Raw genomic sequence first — 18,086 nt, 5'->3', positions numbered from 1 at the left:
GTAAGAAATATTAAAGCCTCCAGTCCCCAAGGGACGGGAGGCTTTCCCGCGGTACCACCCTTTTTGGCCTGGACGGCCCACCTCGGCGCGCCTCAAAAAGGCGCCTGGCCTTTAACGGGGCTCCTCCGTCCTGGCCTACTGGGCTTCTGGGTGTGAGAAGCCGTTCGGCAGGAAGCTCCGGGGTGGCTTTCGGTCGGCTCGCGGTTGCCGGGCTCTCACCGTCCCCGGCTCGCTGAAAACCGCCAGGCCGCCTACTTTCCCCTTCACGGCCTTTGAGGGTACTTAAAGGCTTGTAGCGCTATTTTAGCATCACGAAAGCAGACGTGTCAATACCTTCCGGGGCTGAGGTATAATCTTACAGAAGCAAACCTGTAATTGATAGGGCAGAACCCATCAGGAACACGAAAAAATACAAGATCGTAACAATAGCTGGGCAAAATGGCCCCCGAAAGGTGTACTACTCCCTCTATTGCCGTTCGTGGTAGTATCTACCACGCGCTTCTGCGGTTCCAGGCGAATTACGGCCCAGCGTGGTACTTTCGGGCAGGGGGTTTCACGCCCTTGCTTTCATGCCCTCCACCGCCCCGGGAAGGGGCAGACCGCGCCGCATCATTTTCTTACCAGGGTCGCCGCCCGGCGGTAAAACCCGAACCGCGCCGCCACCAGGAGAAGCAGGGCCAGCCGGTACTTCTCGTACCGCGCGAATTCCTGCTACTCCCGCCAGATCCAGTCCGCCGGCCGGTGGACATAGTCCGGGTCCTTATGCTGTCCGGCGTACCGGTCGGTAGGCAAAGAATACTGGGGCGAGGTGATGGGCGGAGAAAGCTTTTGGGAGCGGGGAGCGCGACTTTTTTATAGCCGGGCTTTAAGCCATGCCTCAGGCTTTGCACCAAGTCTACGCTAGCAGGCGCTGGCTGCCTCCCCTTAAGGAAGGGAGACGTCTGGCTCCGGGGACGCCCGTGATGCCCCGGAGCCAGACGAGCCTTTAGCGGTTGCGGGCCAGGAACGGTCTCATGCGCCGCAGTTTATGGGCCAGGGTAAAGGGATTCCGCAGCTCCTCGGCGGCCACCTTTACTACCTCGATCCCGGCCTGGCGGAAAAAGAAGTCCTTCCGCCAGTCGGGGGGCCAGGTGCCTATTTCAAATCCCAGTCCCAGGCGGGGCAGAAAGTAGGCCAGCTTGCCCCCCCTTACCGCCACATTTTCTTTTATTTCTTCGCCGGGATAGGCCCTTTCCAGGGCTAGGCGCAGGTTGCGCCAGGATCCGGGCTCCGGAGGAGATGAAGGCTCCGCATCCGCGGAGGGCAAGGGGGCTGAAGGCCCTGCCTCTTCGGCCGCAGGCGCCTTCTCGACCTCCTCTTGGGCGGATTCAAGGAGATCGTACGTTTCATCTTCGCCGTCCTCGCCTTCACCCGTTACGGCCTCACCCTCTTCTGCCGGACCGCTCTCTCCAGCCCCCGCCGGCTCTTCCCGGGGGCTTGCCTGTGGCGGGGCCGTTAGGCCGGCCCTGTAGGCGGCAATGCCCCGGTCGATGATCTCCTCCAGGTCACGGGAAAAGGTGCCGAAGCTCTGCAGGATCTTGCGGTCGGGCAGCCGCTGGGCCACCAGTTGTTCCAGTAAAGCCCGCATATGTTGGGTGCGACCTTCCAGGGCTTCCACCAGGAGATCGCCCATCTGCCGGACCAATTCCACTCCCCGGGCTATAGCTTCTTCCCTTTCCTCGCCCTCTTTGAGGCCCACGGCAATTGCGCACTGGACCAGCTCGTCAACGGAGGCCAAAATATGGGATTCCAGCCTGGAATTGCGCACAAAAACCCCTCCCCGGTGGAGGTACTCCTCCCTATCAGTATATGCCCGGACGGGTAAAAGAGTACACCTTCCACATGGCGGGCGGGAAGAGGTGGGGCAAAGGTTTAATGGGCTGAAGGCCGTGGATACAAACCGGCCTCTTTCACAATGATGGGAATGATGTCTTCCCACATGACGGCCATGATGTGGACCCCGGCCACTCCTTCGATAGTTCGCAGGTGCTTGATCTGTTCAACGCATATGGCCACTCCCTCGGTCCGGGGGTCGGAGGCCTTTTCCATGCGGGCCACGATCTCGTCGGGGACGACCATGCCCGCCACGGATTTTTGCATGTACCGGGCGGCCTTGGCCGACTTGAGGGGCATGACGCCGGCCAGGATATAAGCTTTCTTGTGGAGGCCGCGCTCCCTGACCAGGGCCATAAAGCGTTCAAAGCGCTCCATATCGAAAATACATTGGGTCTGGATAAAGTCGGCTCCGGCCTTGATCTTTTTCTCCAGGCGGAGGACCCGGAATTCAAAGGGGTCGGCAAAGGGATTGGCTGCGGCCCCGATGAAAAAGCGTGGCTCATGCTCCTTGATTTCTTCCCCGCAGGCAAATTTTCGGTCGTCCCGCATATCCTTGACGATCTTCAGGAGCTGGATGGAGTCGACATCATGGACGTTCTTCGCCGTAGGGTGGTTGCCGAAGGACTGGTGGTCCCCTGTGAGGCAGAGGACGTTACGGATGCCCAGGCTGTAGGCCCCTAGGAGATCGCTCTGCAGGGCGATCCGGTTGCGGTCCCGTACGGTCATCTGCATGATGGGCTCTACTCCGGCCCGCAGCACGTGTACGGCGGCAGCCATACTGGACATGCGTACAATGGCCGTCTGGTTGTCGGTCAGGTTGGCCGCATCCACATAGTCTTTGAGGAGCTCGGCATGGTGCAGGATGCCTTCGGGCGAGGCGTGTTTGGGCGGTCCGATCTCGCCGCTTACCACGAAATGGCCCTGGGAAAGGAGGCGCTCCAGTCTGCTCTCCGTTTTCAAGCCCATTACATCCTCACATCCTCTCGTACCACTTTGCGCGGGCCGCCGTCGCGGGCTTTAGACCAGTCCTTGGGCGGCTGAATCTCCAGGAGGAGGTCAAGCTTGCCCAAGGCGCTCAGGCGCTCGTAGATAAGTTGCCAGGCACAGGGAATGTCAGGATTTACTTCACATTTGCCTCCCTGGGAACCGCCGCAGGGGCCGTTCAGCAGGCTTTTGGAGCAGCGGATTATGGGGCAGATACCGCCTGTCTTATGGAGGATGCATTCGCCGCATAGCCCGCAGCGCTCCTCCCACACCCCGTGTTCTACGGCGCCCCCGGCGAACTTGGTATTGAGGGCCGGCACCACCCATTTGTTAAAGCGCTCGGCCAGGAACTGGACGCCCACCCCGCAGGCCAGGGAAACGATACATTCCACATCTTCCGTTACGTATTTATCCAGGAGTTGCACGTATTCGGGGTCGCACTGGCGAGTGAGGGTTACTTCTACGGTTTCCAGGCTCTTCCCTTCTTTCTTGCGCAGCATGCGCAGGCTGGCGGCCAGGATTCCGGTCTCTTTTTCCCCCCCGGCCAGGCAAACCGTGACACAGCCCCCACAGCCCACTACCAGAATCTTGCGGGCCTCCCCGATCAGGTCTGCTACCTCCGCTAGAGGCTTGGGTTCCGCTACAATCACGTTTGCTCACCCGCCTTTTCTTCCTTTGTGGGGAAATAACCCCGGTTCAGGGGACTGGGCCCCAGGCTTTTAATTCTTTCGGTGAATTCCCGGGCGATTTCGGCAAAGCGCGGCCCCATGGAGCTGGATAAGTTGTACATTTCCAGGCGCTCGCCCCCGATGCCGATTTCGTCAAGGAGTTTTTTGGTGTATTCCACCCGCTTTCTGGCCCGGATGTTGCCCTTGAGGAAGTGACAGTCCCCCTCGAGGCAGCCGGCCACATATACACCGTCGGCTCCTTCTTCGAAGGCCCCCAGGAGGACTCTTACGTCTACCTTTCCGGTGCAGGGGAACTCGATCAGGCGCACGTTGGCCGGGTACTGGAGGCGCAGGGAACCGGCAAGGTCGGCCGCCGAATAGGCGCAGTAGTAACAGCAAAAGGCTACTATTTTGGGCTCGAATTCCGCCAAAGCTAGGACACCTCCTCAAAGAGGCCTGCTACCTTGGCCAGGAGCTGGTGGTCCTTATAGTGCTGAAGCTGGATGGCCTTGGCCGGGCATTCGGCGGCGCAGGTCCCGCACCCCTGGCACTGGACGGCGCTGATCTCGGCCACGTTGCGCTCGTTTATCCGGGGTACTCCGTAGGGGCATACCCGGACGCAGGTAAGGCAGGCGGCGCATTTGCCCTCCTCTACTACGGCCACTACTCCGCCGACCATCAGGTTCTCTTTGGATAGTATGGTGCAGGCCCGGGCTACAGCGCCTTTGGCCTGGGCTACGGCCTCGGCCAGGAATTTGGGAGAATGGGCGGCACCGCACAGGAATATGCCCGCCGAGGGGAAGTCGATGGGCGACAGTTTAGCATGGGTTTCCACTAGGAAATTATCCTCGTTAAGGGGCACCTTGAGGAGGGTAGCCAGCTCTTCGATGCCCTCCGGCGCCGCTGCCCCCGTAGCCAGTACCAACTGATCCGGCCACAGCAGGACGGTTTTCCCCGAAGAGGGGTCGGTTACCTCAACTTCCAGCAGGCCTATATCCCTCCGGCGCACCACGGGTTTCCGCTCCGGTTCAAAGGGGATGAAGAGAATCCCCTTCTCCCGGGCCAGGCGGTAGTAATCCTCCATAAAACCGTAAGTGCGGATATCCCGGTAGAGGATATAAACCTTGGCCTCGGGGTTGAGCTCCTTGATGCGCAGGGCATTTTTCAGGGACTGGGCACAGCAGGTCCGGCTGCAGTAGAGGCGCCCGGGCTCCCGGGAACCCACACACTGGATGAAGACTACTTCTTTGTTGGCCCGAGGGTTCCAGCTGCCGGAGGCGAGGGCCTGCTCCAGTTCAGTATTGGTAAGCACGCGTTCGTCCTGGCCCCGGAGATATTCGTCGGTGGCGATCTCTCGGACGCCGGTGGCCACGATGACCACGCCGTGCTCCAGTTTTACGGTAGTACGGAGGGGGCCTTTGCCGGGCTGGGCCAAGGAAATGGTGGTGATGAAGTGGCCCTGGTGACCGCCGAAATCTTCCAGCCGCGCACCGGTGAAGACCTGTATGCGCAGGTGGGACCGGACCTTTTGTATGAGGTCCCGAAGGTAGGCCTGGACGTCGCTCCCCTCTAGGCTGAACCGCAAGTTCCGGGCAAAACCTCCCAGCTCCGGCTCCCGTTCCACCAGGTAGGCTTCGTAACCCTGCTCGGCTATATCGAGGGCGGCCGTCAGCCCGGCCACGCCGCCGCCGATGACCAGGGCCCGGGGCACCACCGGCACGGGATTGAGGTGGAGGGCCTCATGGGTCTTGACCTTAGCCACCGCCATGCGGACGAGATCCTTGGCTTTCTCGGTTGCATTGGCCGGTTCGCCGCGGTGAACCCAGGAGCACTGGTCGCGGATGTTGGCCATCTCGAAGTAGAAGGGATTAAGTCCCGCCTCCCTTAAGGTTTCGCGGAAGAGGGGTTGGTGGGTGCGAATGGTGCAGGAGGCCACCACTACGCGGTTCAGGCGGTGTTCCTGGATAACCTCTTGCATCTTCTTCAGGGTGTCCTGGGAGCAGGTGTAGAGGTTGTCCTCCACGTGGACCACCCCGGGGAGGCGGCGGGCAAACTCCACCACGTCCCTGACATCCACCACGCCGGCAATGTTAATGCCGCAGTGGCAGATGAAGACCCCTACCCGCGGCTCCTCCCGGCCCACATCACGTTCCGGCGGGTATTCCTTCGGCTTAACAAGGGTGTTGCGGGCCGGGGCCAGATAGGCGCCGGCGCAGGCCGCCGCCGCGCTGGCATTTATCACCGTTTCGGGAATATCCCGAGGCCCCTGGAACATGCCGGCTACGTAAATTCCGTCACGGCTGGTGGCTACGGGATTCCATTCCGGGGTGAAGGCAAAACCGTAACGGTTAAGCTCGATGCCGCATACCCGCGCCAGCCTGGCCGCTTCTTGCGGGGGCCGGACGCCCACCGCCAGAACCACTAGATGGAATTCCTCCCGCACCAGTTTATTGCCGTCCACATACTGGATAAATAGATTATGGGTGACGGGGTCCTCTTCCACCCGCGAAACCATGGCCCGCACGTAGCGAACCCCGGCCTTTTTGGCTCCTTCCACGTACTTATCGAAGTTCTTCCCGTAGGACCGCATGTCCAGGTAGAAGATGGTGGGCTCGATGTTGGCATCATGTTCCCGGGCAATAATGGCTTCTTTGGTGGAGTACATGCAGCAGACCGCCGAGCAGTAGGGACTGCCCTCGCCCTCACAGTTCCGGGAGCCGACGCACTGGATAAAGGCCACCTTCCGCGGGGCCTCGCCGTCCGAAGGCCGCACCACATGGCCCTGGGTGGGGCCGGTGGAGCTCAAAAGCCGCTCAAATTCCATACTGGTGATAACATTAGGATAATAGCCGTAGCCATACTCCCCGGCCAGTTCGGCATCGAAGAGCTCATATCCCGGGGCCAGGATTATGCTGCCTACCTGCAGTTCCTGCCACTCCTCTTGTTGCCAGTGTTCGACCGCCTTTTTCTTACATACCGCCTCGCACTGCAGGCACTCGGAACAGATACCGCAGTTTAAGCAGCGTTTGGCCTCGGCCATGGCCTCTTCCCTGGTGTATCCCCGGCCCACTTCCCGGAAGTCCTTAATCCTTTCAGACGGGGAAGCCATATCCTGAGGGACTCTCCGGCCCGGGAAGGGGACGATTTTTTCCGGTGGGCCCAGTTTCTCCGCCTTGGCCTGGCTCCGCCCCCGGGCCAAGTCTTCACTGTTGAGGTAGCGTCTAACGCTTTCGGCGGCCTCATGCCCCGAGGCCACCGCTTCCACCACGGAACCGGCTCCCCTCACTGCATCCCCGCAGGCAAAGACGCCCGGCCGGGAGGTGGCGAGGGTTAGGGGGTCGACCGCAATAAGGCCGCGGTCCACCCGGACCCCGCTGTCCTCTCCCAGGAAGGAGAGGTCGGCCGCCTGGCCTATGGCTACGATGACCGTATCGGCCGGCAGGACTTCGGTTGCCGCCGGGTTGTACTGGGGGTTAAAGCGTCCTTCTTCGTCAAAGACCCGGGTGCACTCCATGAGCTCTACGCCGCTCACCCGGCCGTCCTCTCCCCGGAAGCCCTTGGGCCCCCGGGAGGTGTGCAGCAAAATGCCTTCTTCCAGGGCGTCTTCGATTTCCCAGGGGTGGGCCGGCATTTCCTCGCGGGATTCTAGGCAGGCCACGTGGACTTCATCCGCTCCCAGGCGCCGGGCCGTACGGGCCACGTCCATGGCCACATTGCCGCCGCCGATAACCACTACCCGCCGGCCTACTTTGACCTCGTGGCCCAGGGCTACTTGACGGAGGAAGTCCAAGCCGGGCAGGACGCCGTCCAGGTCAGCACCCGGTACCTCTAGGGGCCGGCTCTGCTGCAGCCCTACGGCAAGGATTACGGCGTCGTAGCGGCTGAGGAGCTCTTCAAAGGGAAGGTCCTTCCCCACCCGGGTGTTGGGGATAAATTCGATTCCAAGGTCCAGGATGCGCCTGGTCTCCCGGTCAACCACTTCCCGGGGCAGGCGGTAGTGCGGGATGGCGCTCCTCATCATGCCGCCCGGATCGGCCAACGCGTCGTATAACGTGACCTGGTATCCCTCCAAGGCCAGGTCCTGGGCCGCCGTAAGGCCTGCCGGACCGGCCCCCACTACGGCCACCTTTTCCGACCGCACGGCCCGGGGACGGTAGGTTTCTCTTTCCTTTGCGGCGGCCTCTTCCCAGCCGAAGTCGTAGGCCGCACGTTTCAGAAGGGCGATGGCCACGGGATCGTCATACTGGCCACGGTTGCATTCGACCTCACACGGGTGATGGCAGATGCGGCCGCAGATCCCGGCAAAGGGCATGCGCCGCCGGACGACCTCCAGGGCTTCGGCGAATTTGCCCTGGGAAATGAGGGCCACATACCCCTGGGCGTTGGTGCCTGCCGGGCAGGTGCTGCGGCAGGGAGGTATGCCCCGCTTCTCTATCAAATACTTGTTGGGTACGGCCTGGGGGAAGAGCTTGTATATGGCCTTGCGTTCCCCCAGGCCCTCGTTGAACTCGTTGGGCAGCTGTACAGGGCATACCTGTTCGCAGTCGCCGCAGGCCGTGCATTCTTCGATGTTAACATACCGCGGGCGCTGGCGGATGCGAACTTTAAAGTTGCCGCGACTGCCCTCGACGCCCTCCAGGGAAGAACAGGTGTAGAGGCGAATATTGGGGTGATTTAATGTGTCGGTCATGCGGGGACCCAGCAGGCACATGGCGCATTCGTTGGTGGGAAAAGTCTTGTCCAGCTGGGTCATTTTCCCCCCAATGGAGGGCGATTCGGTTACCAGGTGAACGAGATAACCGGCATTGGCCAGGTCCAGGGCGGCCTGCATACCGGCAATACCGCCGCCGGCCACCAAAACTGAACCCACCACTTCCGGGTTTTCTTTTTCCTTCTTCAGCCCGTTATTCGGCAAGGTAACCTCACCACCTTCCTTCTTAGGCCTGGGCCGCAGTTAAGAGATTACGGGCCTTGAGCAGAGGACGGGCGTCGACGAGGTGTTTGCGCAGCCAGGCATGGGGGGTCAACCCCAGGGCCACTCCCACTAATTCGGTGAGGAAAAATACCGGGATCTTCTCCCCCTCCGGCTGGCGGCCGTCCAGGTTGGTCTGGCATAGGGGGCAGGCCGTCACGATGGCGTCGGCCCCGGCCCTGCGGGCCGCCTGGATGATTTTCCCCACCAGGTTGTAAACGATCTCCGGTGCGGGTATGGAAAGGCTGGCGCCGCAACATTCCGTCTTGTGACTCCACGAAACCGGTTGGCTCCCCAGCCGGGCCAACAGGGTGTCCATGAGGCGCGGCTGTTCGGGATTGGTTTCGAAGCTCACCGTCCTGGGCGGCCGGGTAAGGAGGCAACCGTAATAAGCTGCTAGTTTCAATCCGGAAAGGGGTATGCGCATGCGTGCGGATATAAGTTCCCCCACTTCTTCTCGGGCCAAAAACTCAAGGATATGAAGCACCCGCACCTTGCCCTGGTACTGGCGGCCTAGGAGGTCCTCCATCTCCTCTTTCAGCCTCCGGGCTTCCGGGCCCCCACCGGCCAGCGCTTCCTGGGTGGAGCGGAGGGCGTTGTAGCAGGCGGCGCAGGGCACCACGAGGTCAAGGCCCTCGCCTTCGGCTATCACCAAATTGCGGAAGGAAAGGGCTTGGTGAAGATCGGGGTATACTGCGTGGCCGGAAGTGGCTCCGCAGCAGTTCCAGTCGGGGAGCTCTTTGACGGTAATACCCAGGGCCTCAAGAACGGCCTCGGTGGACGCCCCGTACTCCGATGCGGTGGATTGGAGGGAGCAGCCGGGATAATAACTGACCTTCATCGCTGTTCACCTCGGGCTTTTGTAAAGAGAGTGCGGATTTCCTTTTGGCCGCGGATGCGCTCGGGCAGCAGTCTAAACTTGCCGCGGGCCAGCATCTTTATCCCCAAGGGAACGTCCTGGAGGTAATTCCGGATTTTTAATTTGTAGGCCACCATCATGCCGAGTTCATGGACGCGCCCGTTCTTTTCTACCGAAGCAAGGAATTGACGATGAAAATCGGCCACAGCCGGGAGGGCCGGCCGCAGGCCCCGGGCTAAGACTCTCGCCCTGAGGGCGTCGTTTACGGCAGCTATATCAATCCCGTTGGGGCATCTGGCTTTACATGTACGGCAGGAAGTACAGAGCCAGATGGCCCTACTGCCGAGGAGTTCTTCCTCCAGCCCCAGGTGAAGGCAGCGTATAATCTGGTGGGGCAGGATATCCATGGTCCCTGCTACCGGGCACCCACCGCTGCATTTATGACATTGGAAGCATCGTTCGACCGGCTGGCCGGAGTACTCTCCTACCCACCGGAGCGGTTGCGGGTCCCTGATTTCTCCCAAGCTGCTTCCCCCTTTCCCCTAGCGTCCGGCGTCCGCAGCCCTAACGGGCCTTAAACATCTTTACGAAGGAATCACAGTAGACGGTCTGGTTCAGCAGCACTTCTCCGGCCGCCGCGGTGGCCATCAGCTCCTCGTCGCAGGCATCGGCAATGGCGGCGTCCAGTCCGCAGGCCATGGCCATGGCCAGAAAGGTGCGGTTAAGGAGGGGACGGTCCTGGCAGTTCTGCGACACATTGCTCAGCCCGATGACGGTCCGGGGAGCGGGATTGGCCAGCAATTTAATCTGGTACAGGGTCTTGAGGACCTCCGGTGCATGGTCCTGGCCCACGTTAGCCGGTAGAATGAGGGGATCGATGTATAAGTCTTCCATGGGTAATCCGAATTCGTCCGCTGCCGCCACCAGCTCCATAGCAAAGGCCAGGCGGGTATCCGCATCCTTGGGCACGCCGTTCTTGTTCATGGTCAAGCCTATGAGGGCGGCTCCATGCTCCACTGCCAGGGGGAACAGGCGTTCAATTTTTTCCCGGTCGGCATTGGTGGAATTGATGATGGCCGGTTTCTTGCAGAGTTTGAGACCCTCTTCGATGGCCTCGATGTTGGTGGAATCGAGGCAGAGGGTGAGGTCGCTCACCTCCTGGACCACCTCCACCAGCCACTTCATGGCCCCCACTTTATCGGCTACGGCCGGCCCAACGTTAAGATCCAGGGCCCGGGCCCCGCCCTGTTCCTGCCGCCGCGCCCATTCCTGCACCGGGACCGGGTCGCGTTCCTGGATGGCCCGCTTGATATCATTGAACATGCCGTTAATGCGCTCGCCGATTATTAACATCTCTCTGACCCCCCTAATAAGCATTGTTGACCATCAGGCGGTCGATATTTTCCTTTACCAGGGCCACCGCTTGGGGATGGCGCATGAGGAGTATGTGGGCCCCGGCCTGCAGTACGGCCGCGGCCGTCACGGCCTCCCACAGGATGCCCCGTTCCTCCACATCGCCCCAGCCGGGAAAGCTCGATACGGGGGCGGAGGCCTCCTTGGCGCGCCAGGCCTCATAGCCTACAGTGCAGAGAACAGGCATGGAAAGCATCTTGTCTCCCTGCAGGGCCCCCAGCCGGGTGCGCTCCATGATGGAATAGGCGTACTCAATACCGTAACCCAAGCTCCCGATGGAGGGGTCGATGACAATGCGGTTTAAGGGCAGGTTCATCTCGCTGATCAAAATGTTGAGCTGCTTGCAAATGTTGATGTCCAGGGGCGAACGGGCTATGATGTTGTGTTTGTGTACCATGCAGGCGGCCGTCAGGGACTGGTAGTTGTTCTGTTCGGCATTCCCCAGGAGGAGGTTTTCTCCGGCCGCTGCCTCCGCCACCGCCTCCAGCACTTCTTTGTCTTTCTCCGCATCGCCGCACCCTACAACTATCAGGGGCACTCCTACGGCCTGGAGCACTTCCTTTACGGTATTGACGCACTGTTCTGCGGTGCGGTTGGCGCCCTCCGGGTCGGCACCATCCAGCTTCACGTAGATGAGGTCCGCCCCGTACTCCCGTACGCATTTTTCGGCCCACCGGCCGGGTTCCTTCATTACCCCCGCGAAACACCTCTTAAGGGGTTCGGGCCACTCCGGTTCGATGTCCTGGACTTCCATGGCTACCACCGGACGGTGGGGAATTTCCCCTTCAAAATGGTGGAAGGGCAGGGCCGCATCCCCGCCGATGGTAACGGTGTGACTCCGCGTACCACCCTGTTCCGGGGTCGCGCCCAGGGTCACTGTCTGGACGGCAGCCCTGCTTTTTTCTTTGAGGATTTGAACGGGCATGAAAGGTCACTCCTTTCCTGGATTCACCACGGTCAGATTCACCACGGCCAAAACTACAGACCTACCTTGTCGAGGATTTCCCAAGCCTTCCGCACCGCCGCCGCGTCGGGAGGGAGCCGGAAAAGGGGCGTACCCATGGCGTCGTATTCCACCACCAGGGGATCGTAGGGCAGGGTTCCCGCCAGGGTCAATCCCGTGCGCTCCACCTCTCTCTGTAAGGAACCCAAACCGTTGGCCGTTTTAGTTACCACCAGGAAAAGCCTTTTAATGGGCAAGGCCATCTCTTCGACCAGTTGGCGTATGCGGGATGCCGAGCGAAGGCCGCGGACGGAGGCATCGCTCATAATAAAGAGGTCATCCACGTTTTGGATAATCCGGCGGCTGATGTGCTCCAGGCCGGCCTCGCTGTCGATGATCATATACCCGTAGTTGTGGGCCAGGGTCTCCAGGTGTTTGCGCAGTAAGTCATTGGGATAGCAGTAGCACCCGGGTCCCTCGGGGCGGCCCATGACCAATAGATCCAGTTTTTCCGCTTCGACCAGGGCCTGGGCCAGCTTGTATTCCACGAACATGTCTTTGCTCATTCCCGGCGGTACGGCCTTTGGATTCTTGGTGTCCTCCAGGATATCGGCAATGTAGGTGTTTACCTCCAGGCCCAGGGCTTCGTTGAGATTGGCGTTGGGGTCGGCATCAACGGCCAAAATATTTCCTTTGTTGTGCTCCACCAGGTAGCGGATGGTCAGAGCTGCAAAGGTGGTCTTGCCGGTACCCCCTTTGCCGGCTACGGCTATGCTCCGGGCCAATGATTACTCCCCCCTTCCCTTTCCCCTGCAAGGGAGGGGAACAGCTCCAGATTGGTGTGGGGCAGGAACAGGGCTGATACGAATTCTTCCATAAAGAGGTTGCCGGCTGAAAGCTCCAGATAGCTCATTTTGCGGCCGATCTCCAGAGCCTCTTCCCACGCCTGCCGGCAAAGGAGCACCTGGATGGCCCCTTTGAGGGAGGTGTTGCCGGCAAACTGGTATTTTTCGGGCGGCAGGTCGGGTAAGAGGCCGATCTCGATGGCGTTGGGGATGTTGAGATAATTACCAAAACCCCCGGCGATAATGATCTTGTCTATGGCTTCCAGTTGCAACTCCAGGGTCTTTAAAAGGCTCTGAATGCCGGCAAAGACCGCCCCCTTGGAGCGGATAAGATTCTTGACATCCCCCTCCGTCAGGGTGATGTCTTTCCCGGTTCCGCTTTCCTCCTTCCAGGCAAGGACGAATTCATATCCGTCTTCTCCCCGCCGCAGCCGCCTGCCGGCCCTTTCGGGGACAAAATTCCCCATGCGGTCGAGGATTCCTGCCCGGCGCAGCTTGGCCAGGGCATCGATCAACCCCGAGCCGCAGATGCCCACGGGTTTGGTGTTGCCGATAACCTTTACCCTTACTTCTGATGTGGCCGGGTCGACCTCTACCCTTTCGATGGCGCCCTGCATGGCCCTCATGCCGCAAGTGATGCCGCCGCCCTCAAAGGCAGGCCCGGCAGAGCAGGCACAGGCCATCAGCCATTCTCTATTACCCAGCACCATTTCCCCATTGGTGCCGATATCCACGAAAAGCACCAGCTCGTCGCTTTCGCTAAGACGCGTAAAGAGGGTTCCGGAAACGATGTCGCCCCCCACATAACTGGCCACCGACGGGAATACCAGGACCGGAGCCGCGGGGTGAATATTTAACCCCGCTTCCCAGGCCCGCACAATGGGATATTCCGCCGTAGTGGGGATATAAGGCTGCAGTCGGATGTATTTAGGGGTAAGGCCCAGAAAGAGATGGCTCATGGTGGTGTTGCCCGCCAGGGTCGCCACCACCACCTCCTCCGGCGCAATCCCGCACTTCTCTACAAGCTCGGCCGCCACTTCGTTGATGCTGGCCAGGGCCGCCTCCCGGAGCTCCTCTAGTCCCCCCTCTTCGCCGGTCGCATGGATAACGCGGGAGATGATATCATCACCAAAGCGGGCCTGCCGGTTGTAGGTCCCCGCCTGGCCTAGCACCTCTCCTGCTGCAAGATCTACCAGGGCGGCAGCCACGGTGGTAGTACCAAGGTCTACGGCCAGGCCGTAGACCCCCCCGCTGTCGGCCGGGGCTACCCTGATTACTTCACTGGCTCCTTTTAATTGCGCCAGGACTACCTTCACCTGCCAGTCCGCCCGGCGCAGGCTTTCGGCCAGCTCACGCAGGCTTGGGAGACCGATAGTAGAATATTCTTCCGGCCTATGCCGGCGCAGGGCACCCCGCAGGCGGTGCCAGTCGCTGGCGTTTTCGGTGAGGGTAGGCGGGTCAAGCTGCAGGTTTACCGCTTCGCACAGGGGCTGGAAGGGGCGCCCCCCTAAAAGCTCCTCTGCCGCCCCCGCTTCAGAAGCCGGCGCCTCGTCCTGCAGGAGAACCCGGTGCTTGGCCAGGCGGGCTTCAGGGGGTATTTCAACGGTGACATGGCCCCACACCTTAGTTTGGCAGGCCAGGGTGTAGCCTTCCCCCCGCAAAGTTTCCGGCAGAGGGTCCCGCTCACAGGTTACCTGCCCATCCTTTACCTGTACTATACAGCGCTTACAGGTACCCTGGCCGCCGCAGGTGCTCTTCAGAGCTATTCCTGCCCGGGACGCCGCCTCCAAAATACTGGTTCCGGCCGGGACCGTAGCCCGTACATTATCCGGTGAAAAGGTCACCGTGTATTGCTGCAAGCTATCTCGGCCTCCTTGAAGGAACGGCTATTTTAGGCAAACTGGCTGCGGGCAAAGGAGGGAATGCCCGAAGCCTCCCGCGGTCCCACGAGCACCGTCCAGCCGGTGAGTTCCTCCAGCTTCCCCTTCAGCACCGCCACAGTGCCCGGTATTACTACCGTCCGGTGTCGGACCCTATTTTCGATGCCCAACTTCTTCATGACCCCGGCTATCTTTTCCGCCTCGAACTTGCCGTCGGCGTAGGCGGTCAAGACAGAAAGCCCGTTGGTGTCCACCGGGATGATGAAGCTGGGTATCCGGCTGGCCTCCACCTCGCCTTCCACGGAGTAGTAGGTGAGGGAGAAGTTGGTGGTGATGTAGACCGGAGAATTCTCGTTGACCTCGCCGATCTCGTAAATCTTTTCCTCTACCCGGATAGGTACCTGGGGATCGGTGTACAGGTTCTGCCTCCAAGAGAGCAACGGCAGTAGATGGGCCTTGGCGGCCGTCTTGAGCACGACCAGGCTGGCATACTTGGCAATGTAATCTACGGCCTCCAGCACCTCCATGAGAGGATCTTCCGCCGTGGTGAAGGCCATAAGAGGATAGCCGAAGGTGCGGAAGCGCTTCTTGATGGCCTGCCGCCGGATTTGGGTGAAATCGGCAATGGCGCGGGAAACCTCACGAGCGCCGGGATCCAGCACCAGTTGTTTGTACCCCACGGCCGTAATCTTATCTACCACGTCCGCCAGCTCCTGCAGGTTGCCGCCCTTGACCGCCAGGGGACATTCATGCTCTTTGGCGAGGCCGGTCATGGCCTCGTAATTGGCGGCGTTGGCGGCATAGATCAGGGGTTTACGGTCAGCAACGGCCGGTAAGGCCGCCTTCATGACCGCCGGGTCCTCCGCGACCAGCACCAGGTTCAAGGGGCTGTTAGCTGCAACCAGGCTTACGGCTCTCGCAAAGGCATCCGCCCCGGAAGCCTGGTGCGCTACGGCAATGGCCTCCACCTGGTAGCGCTGGCCTACGCGCTCAAAGACCAGGTCATTTATGCTCCTGATTTTGTGTAAGATCTCCTCTTCTGGCAGGGCGTCGCTGACCTCAACGGCTATAACGGGCTCATGGTAGAACCGCTTGTCATGGCGGAACAGTTCGGTTTCGTCCCCCATCTCTACCGCCCTTTCACCAGTGCCCAGAATTATTTTGGCAATAGGCGGGGCGGAAGCCGATTCCAGGGCCTCCCGGGCAGCGGGGGTAACGTAAGGGCAGGAGTCCAGGGTGGCCTTGCCGGCTGCCAGGTTCATGGCAAAGGCCAGACAAGTAGGTGTGCCGCATTCGCCGCAGTTTTTCTTGGGGAGCTGCTTGTAAATCTCCAGTCCAGTAAGACCCATGGCTTATAACCCCTTTCTAACCACCGAGAAGTGAGATTACAGCTTCGCCGGGGCCGGAAGCCGCCCCCGGTCGGCGCTTAACGGTTCAAACTACAGGAGGGGGTCCATAGTGAGGGCCGGGTGACCCTTTTCCTCCAGGAAGGGCAGTATTTCTTCCACTGTGGTGCCCACCGTTTCGTCGGCGATCTGGTCGATGAACTTTTCCCCCAGGCCTTCCTCGACGCTTCGCCGGACGAGGTCTTCCCGCAAGTATTCTTTTAGGGATTTGGGCATCCAGACTATACGGGCGATGCCGCCGTCAGCCTTGATGAACTTCTTGCTTACAATGTAGCTCCGGCCGATGCCCATGAAGCCGGGAGTCTGCACCCCGCCGCCGATCATACCCGCCAGGGTGGAGAAGGTCATGCCGGAAGGAGTCATGCCCGTATGGTCGCGGGTAGTGATCATAATGCCGTTGAGTTCGGGCACCACCGCCATGATGGCTTCGAAACACCCGCAGGAAGTCATGGGATTCTCCATGAGGGTGTAAAGACATACCTGCTCCAGGGTATGGTTGGAGGCACTGTAGAGGTAGTCGTTGACGCTCTTCCAGATACCCTTTATGGGGTCTATTTCCCCTCCTTTGGGAATGGGCTGATTGGGTCCGGCGCTGTTGATTTCGTACGACGCTTTGGCATCGAGCCAGGTCACCGCCCCGCACAGGCCCACTCGCTCGGGAGTCACTATGCATACGTGGTTAGGGGCAAAGGACTGGCAGAGGACGCAAGAGTAGAAGGTGTCCACGGCCTCGTCGGTCAGTCCCCGCATGCGGTCGTCGCGCTTCTTATATTTTTCTTTAGCCTTCTCCATTTCCTGCCGGACTCTGTCCTCTTCGGTGATTATGGTGACCTGTACCCGGTCTACGATGGCCGGGAATTCTTCCTTCATTTTGGCGATGAGGAGCTCACCCATGTGTTTGAACCGGAAGCCCTTGGCTACGGCGTCCTTGCTTATGCGCAGCCAGTTGATGTTCCGCTGGCCGGTATGCCAGAGGCCCTCGCCGTAATTAATGAAGTCGTGGATGCGCCGCTCCAGGACGCCTTCGAAGTCTTCCTGCATTTTGCGGCCGTAGATGTCCACGAGGAGGCCGAAGGGAAGGACGCTGCCCTCGGGGATATCGGGAAGATCGGGCCCGATGACCTCGATGCGGCCGTCGGTAATGTCGGCCTCTCCTACACTCCTGGCCAGTTCGAAAGCCGGGCTGCGGTTCCCGCCCATTTCCACATACATATCGTGCTTGCGGATGCTCTCCCCTTCAAAGGCCGGGCCAAAGTTGATGGGCAGCTCGAGCTTGATCTTGGTGAGCTTAATTCCTCTGACCTCCATGGCGATCTGGACCATTTTACTATAATCCTCGACGCTGAAGAACCAGTCGGGAATTTGCTCATCTTCGGCCAGGGGCTGGTCGGTGATGACGGGGAAGCCGGTGAAGATGGCTCCAAAGGCGGCCGCCGTCTTGACCATGTCCCGCTCACCCAGGTAAAGGACAAAGGCCCGGATGCGGCGGCGCTGATAGTCGCGCTGGGCGTCGCGGTCACCAGGCGTAACCCCGCCAAACATCATGCCGGCCCGCAAGGCATAGTTGGCCGCATGGACTATCTGGGTAAAGTTGCCCAGGGGGAAGGCAATATAGTCGATGCCCAGTTTGACATTCTGTTCCAGGAGCTGTTCGACAGCTTCATCGCAGATAAAGAGCATGAAGCCCATGCCCATTAGCTCCTGGACCATCTTCGCCAGGGCCTTGGGGTCTCTGGCCCGACCTAAAATAATAGCCTCACCGGGAATGGTCCAGTCCACCATTTTGACCCCGTAACGCCTCACTACAGGGTCACTGATGAAGCCGGTCCCGGGCTCGGGAGCCAGGGGTTCCTCGGGCTTATACTTGAGGTAGCGGAGGGCTTCGATGATCTCGGCCGCATACCAGGTGGCCTCGCCCGCCAGCCTGGCGTTTTCAAAGGTAAGCTCGGATTTTATTTGGGCCCTCTTACGGTTTAATATGGGAGGCAGGTCTCCCAACTTGGTAACCTTTTCTCCGCTAAAGCATCGGATTACCGGCAAATAATAGGCGGTGTCGGGATATCCTACCGGGTGATCGGGGCCGTAGTCCCGTATGGCCTTGTTCAGGAGGATTTCGGCATAACTTACGGCCGTAATCGCTCCGTGGTAAACCTCCCGGAAGAGTTTGGTGGGAATCTTGCCGTCCGGCAAAGCGCCCTCATATATCTTGTCGAAGTCTACGGCCATGGTTCCTCTCCCCCT

The 18,086-nt window shown here is 60.2% G+C and carries 13 protein-coding genes and 1 other annotated feature; all 13 genes read right to left on the bottom strand.

Annotated elements, in window-relative coordinates; translation table 11 throughout:
• Nucleotides 1–26: 26 nt before the first annotated feature.
• Nucleotides 27–276: a binding site (T-box leader), on the bottom strand.
• A gap of 709 nt (nucleotides 277–985) precedes the next feature.
• Nucleotides 986–1,807 carry a hypothetical protein gene (locus TAMC210_RS09745; RefSeq protein ID WP_173298604.1) on the bottom strand — a complete coding sequence of 274 codons (822 nt, stop codon included), beginning with the start codon at nucleotides 1,805–1,807 and terminating at the stop codon, nucleotides 986–988.
• 104 nt (nucleotides 1,808–1,911) lie between these two features.
• Nucleotides 1,912–2,841, bottom strand: coding sequence for a methylenetetrahydrofolate reductase (locus TAMC210_RS09740; protein ID WP_173298603.1), 930 nt, complete (start codon nucleotides 2,839–2,841; stop codon nucleotides 1,912–1,914).
• Nucleotides 2,841–3,509, bottom strand: a complete 669-nt coding sequence (locus TAMC210_RS09735; protein ID WP_173298602.1) for a methylenetetrahydrofolate reductase C-terminal domain-containing protein — start codon at nucleotides 3,507–3,509, stop codon at nucleotides 2,841–2,843. Before TAMC210_RS09735 ends, TAMC210_RS09740 begins: the two co-directional genes overlap by 1 nt.
• Nucleotides 3,506–3,958, bottom strand: coding sequence for a hydrogenase iron-sulfur subunit (locus TAMC210_RS09730; RefSeq protein WP_173298601.1), 453 nt, complete (start codon nucleotides 3,956–3,958; stop codon nucleotides 3,506–3,508). Before TAMC210_RS09730 ends, TAMC210_RS09735 begins: the two co-directional genes overlap by 4 nt.
• A gap of 2 nt (nucleotides 3,959–3,960) precedes the next feature.
• Entirely contained in the window at nucleotides 3,961–8,442 is a 4,482-nt protein-coding gene (locus TAMC210_RS09725; RefSeq protein WP_254388615.1) for an FAD-dependent oxidoreductase, read from the bottom strand.
• A gap of 22 nt (nucleotides 8,443–8,464) precedes the next feature.
• Nucleotides 8,465–9,340, bottom strand: coding sequence for a CoB--CoM heterodisulfide reductase iron-sulfur subunit B family protein (locus TAMC210_RS09720; protein ID WP_173298600.1), 876 nt, complete (start codon nucleotides 9,338–9,340; stop codon nucleotides 8,465–8,467).
• Entirely contained in the window at nucleotides 9,337–9,882 is a 546-nt protein-coding gene (locus TAMC210_RS09715; protein WP_217267341.1) for a 4Fe-4S dicluster domain-containing protein, read from the bottom strand. Before TAMC210_RS09715 ends, TAMC210_RS09720 begins: the two co-directional genes overlap by 4 nt.
• 40 nt (nucleotides 9,883–9,922) lie before the next feature.
• Nucleotides 9,923–10,711 (bottom strand): methyltetrahydrofolate cobalamin methyltransferase, encoded by a 789-nt coding sequence (locus tag TAMC210_RS09710; protein ID WP_173298599.1) that lies wholly within the window; start codon nucleotides 10,709–10,711, stop codon nucleotides 9,923–9,925.
• 13 nt (nucleotides 10,712–10,724) lie between these two features.
• On the bottom strand, nucleotides 10,725–11,696 hold the full coding sequence (cdhD, locus tag TAMC210_RS09705; RefSeq protein ID WP_173298598.1) for a CO dehydrogenase/acetyl-CoA synthase subunit delta: 972 nt from the start codon (nucleotides 11,694–11,696) through the stop codon (nucleotides 10,725–10,727).
• Between the two features lie 53 nt (nucleotides 11,697–11,749).
• On the bottom strand, nucleotides 11,750–12,499 hold the full coding sequence (locus TAMC210_RS09700; protein ID WP_173298597.1) for an AAA family ATPase: 750 nt from the start codon (nucleotides 12,497–12,499) through the stop codon (nucleotides 11,750–11,752).
• Nucleotides 12,484–14,418, bottom strand: coding sequence for an ASKHA domain-containing protein (locus TAMC210_RS09695; RefSeq protein ID WP_173298596.1), 1,935 nt, complete (start codon nucleotides 14,416–14,418; stop codon nucleotides 12,484–12,486). Before TAMC210_RS09695 ends, TAMC210_RS09700 begins: the two co-directional genes overlap by 16 nt.
• Nucleotides 14,419–14,450: 32 nt before the next feature.
• Nucleotides 14,451–15,788 carry an acetyl-CoA decarbonylase/synthase complex subunit gamma gene (acsC, locus tag TAMC210_RS09690; protein WP_173298595.1) on the bottom strand — a complete coding sequence of 446 codons (1,338 nt, stop codon included), beginning with the start codon at nucleotides 15,786–15,788 and terminating at the stop codon, nucleotides 14,451–14,453.
• 90 nt (nucleotides 15,789–15,878) lie between these two features.
• Nucleotides 15,879–18,071, bottom strand: coding sequence for an acetyl-CoA decarbonylase/synthase complex subunit alpha/beta (acsB, locus tag TAMC210_RS09685; protein WP_173298594.1), 2,193 nt, complete (start codon nucleotides 18,069–18,071; stop codon nucleotides 15,879–15,881).
• Nucleotides 18,072–18,086: the final 15 nt, after the last annotated feature.

It is taken from the genome of Thermanaeromonas sp. C210 (assembly GCF_013167955.1).
In the GTDB taxonomy this organism is placed as follows: Bacteria; Bacillota; DSM-521; order Neomoorellales; family Neomoorellaceae; genus UBA12545.
This window is presented reverse-complemented; position numbering and strand designations above follow the sequence as displayed.

Excerpts from the sequence above, each read along its gene's own strand:
- cdhD (WP_173298598.1), bottom strand. The coding sequence starts at position 11,696 with ATGCCCGTTCAAATCCTCAAAGAAAAAAGCAGGGCTGCCGTCCAGACA.
- acsB (WP_173298594.1), bottom strand. The coding sequence starts at position 18,071 with ATGGCCGTAGACTTCGACAAGATATATGAGGGCGCTTTGCCGGACGGC.
- acsC (WP_173298595.1), bottom strand. The coding sequence starts at position 15,788 with ATGGGTCTTACTGGACTGGAGATTTACAAGCAGCTCCCCAAGAAAAAC.
- TAMC210_RS09710 (WP_173298599.1), bottom strand. The coding sequence starts at position 10,711 with ATGTTAATAATCGGCGAGCGCATTAACGGCATGTTCAATGATATCAAG.
- TAMC210_RS09740 (WP_173298603.1), bottom strand. The coding sequence starts at position 2,841 with ATGGGCTTGAAAACGGAGAGCAGACTGGAGCGCCTCCTTTCCCAGGGC.
- TAMC210_RS09720 (WP_173298600.1), bottom strand. The coding sequence starts at position 9,340 with ATGAAGGTCAGTTATTATCCCGGCTGCTCCCTCCAATCCACCGCATCG.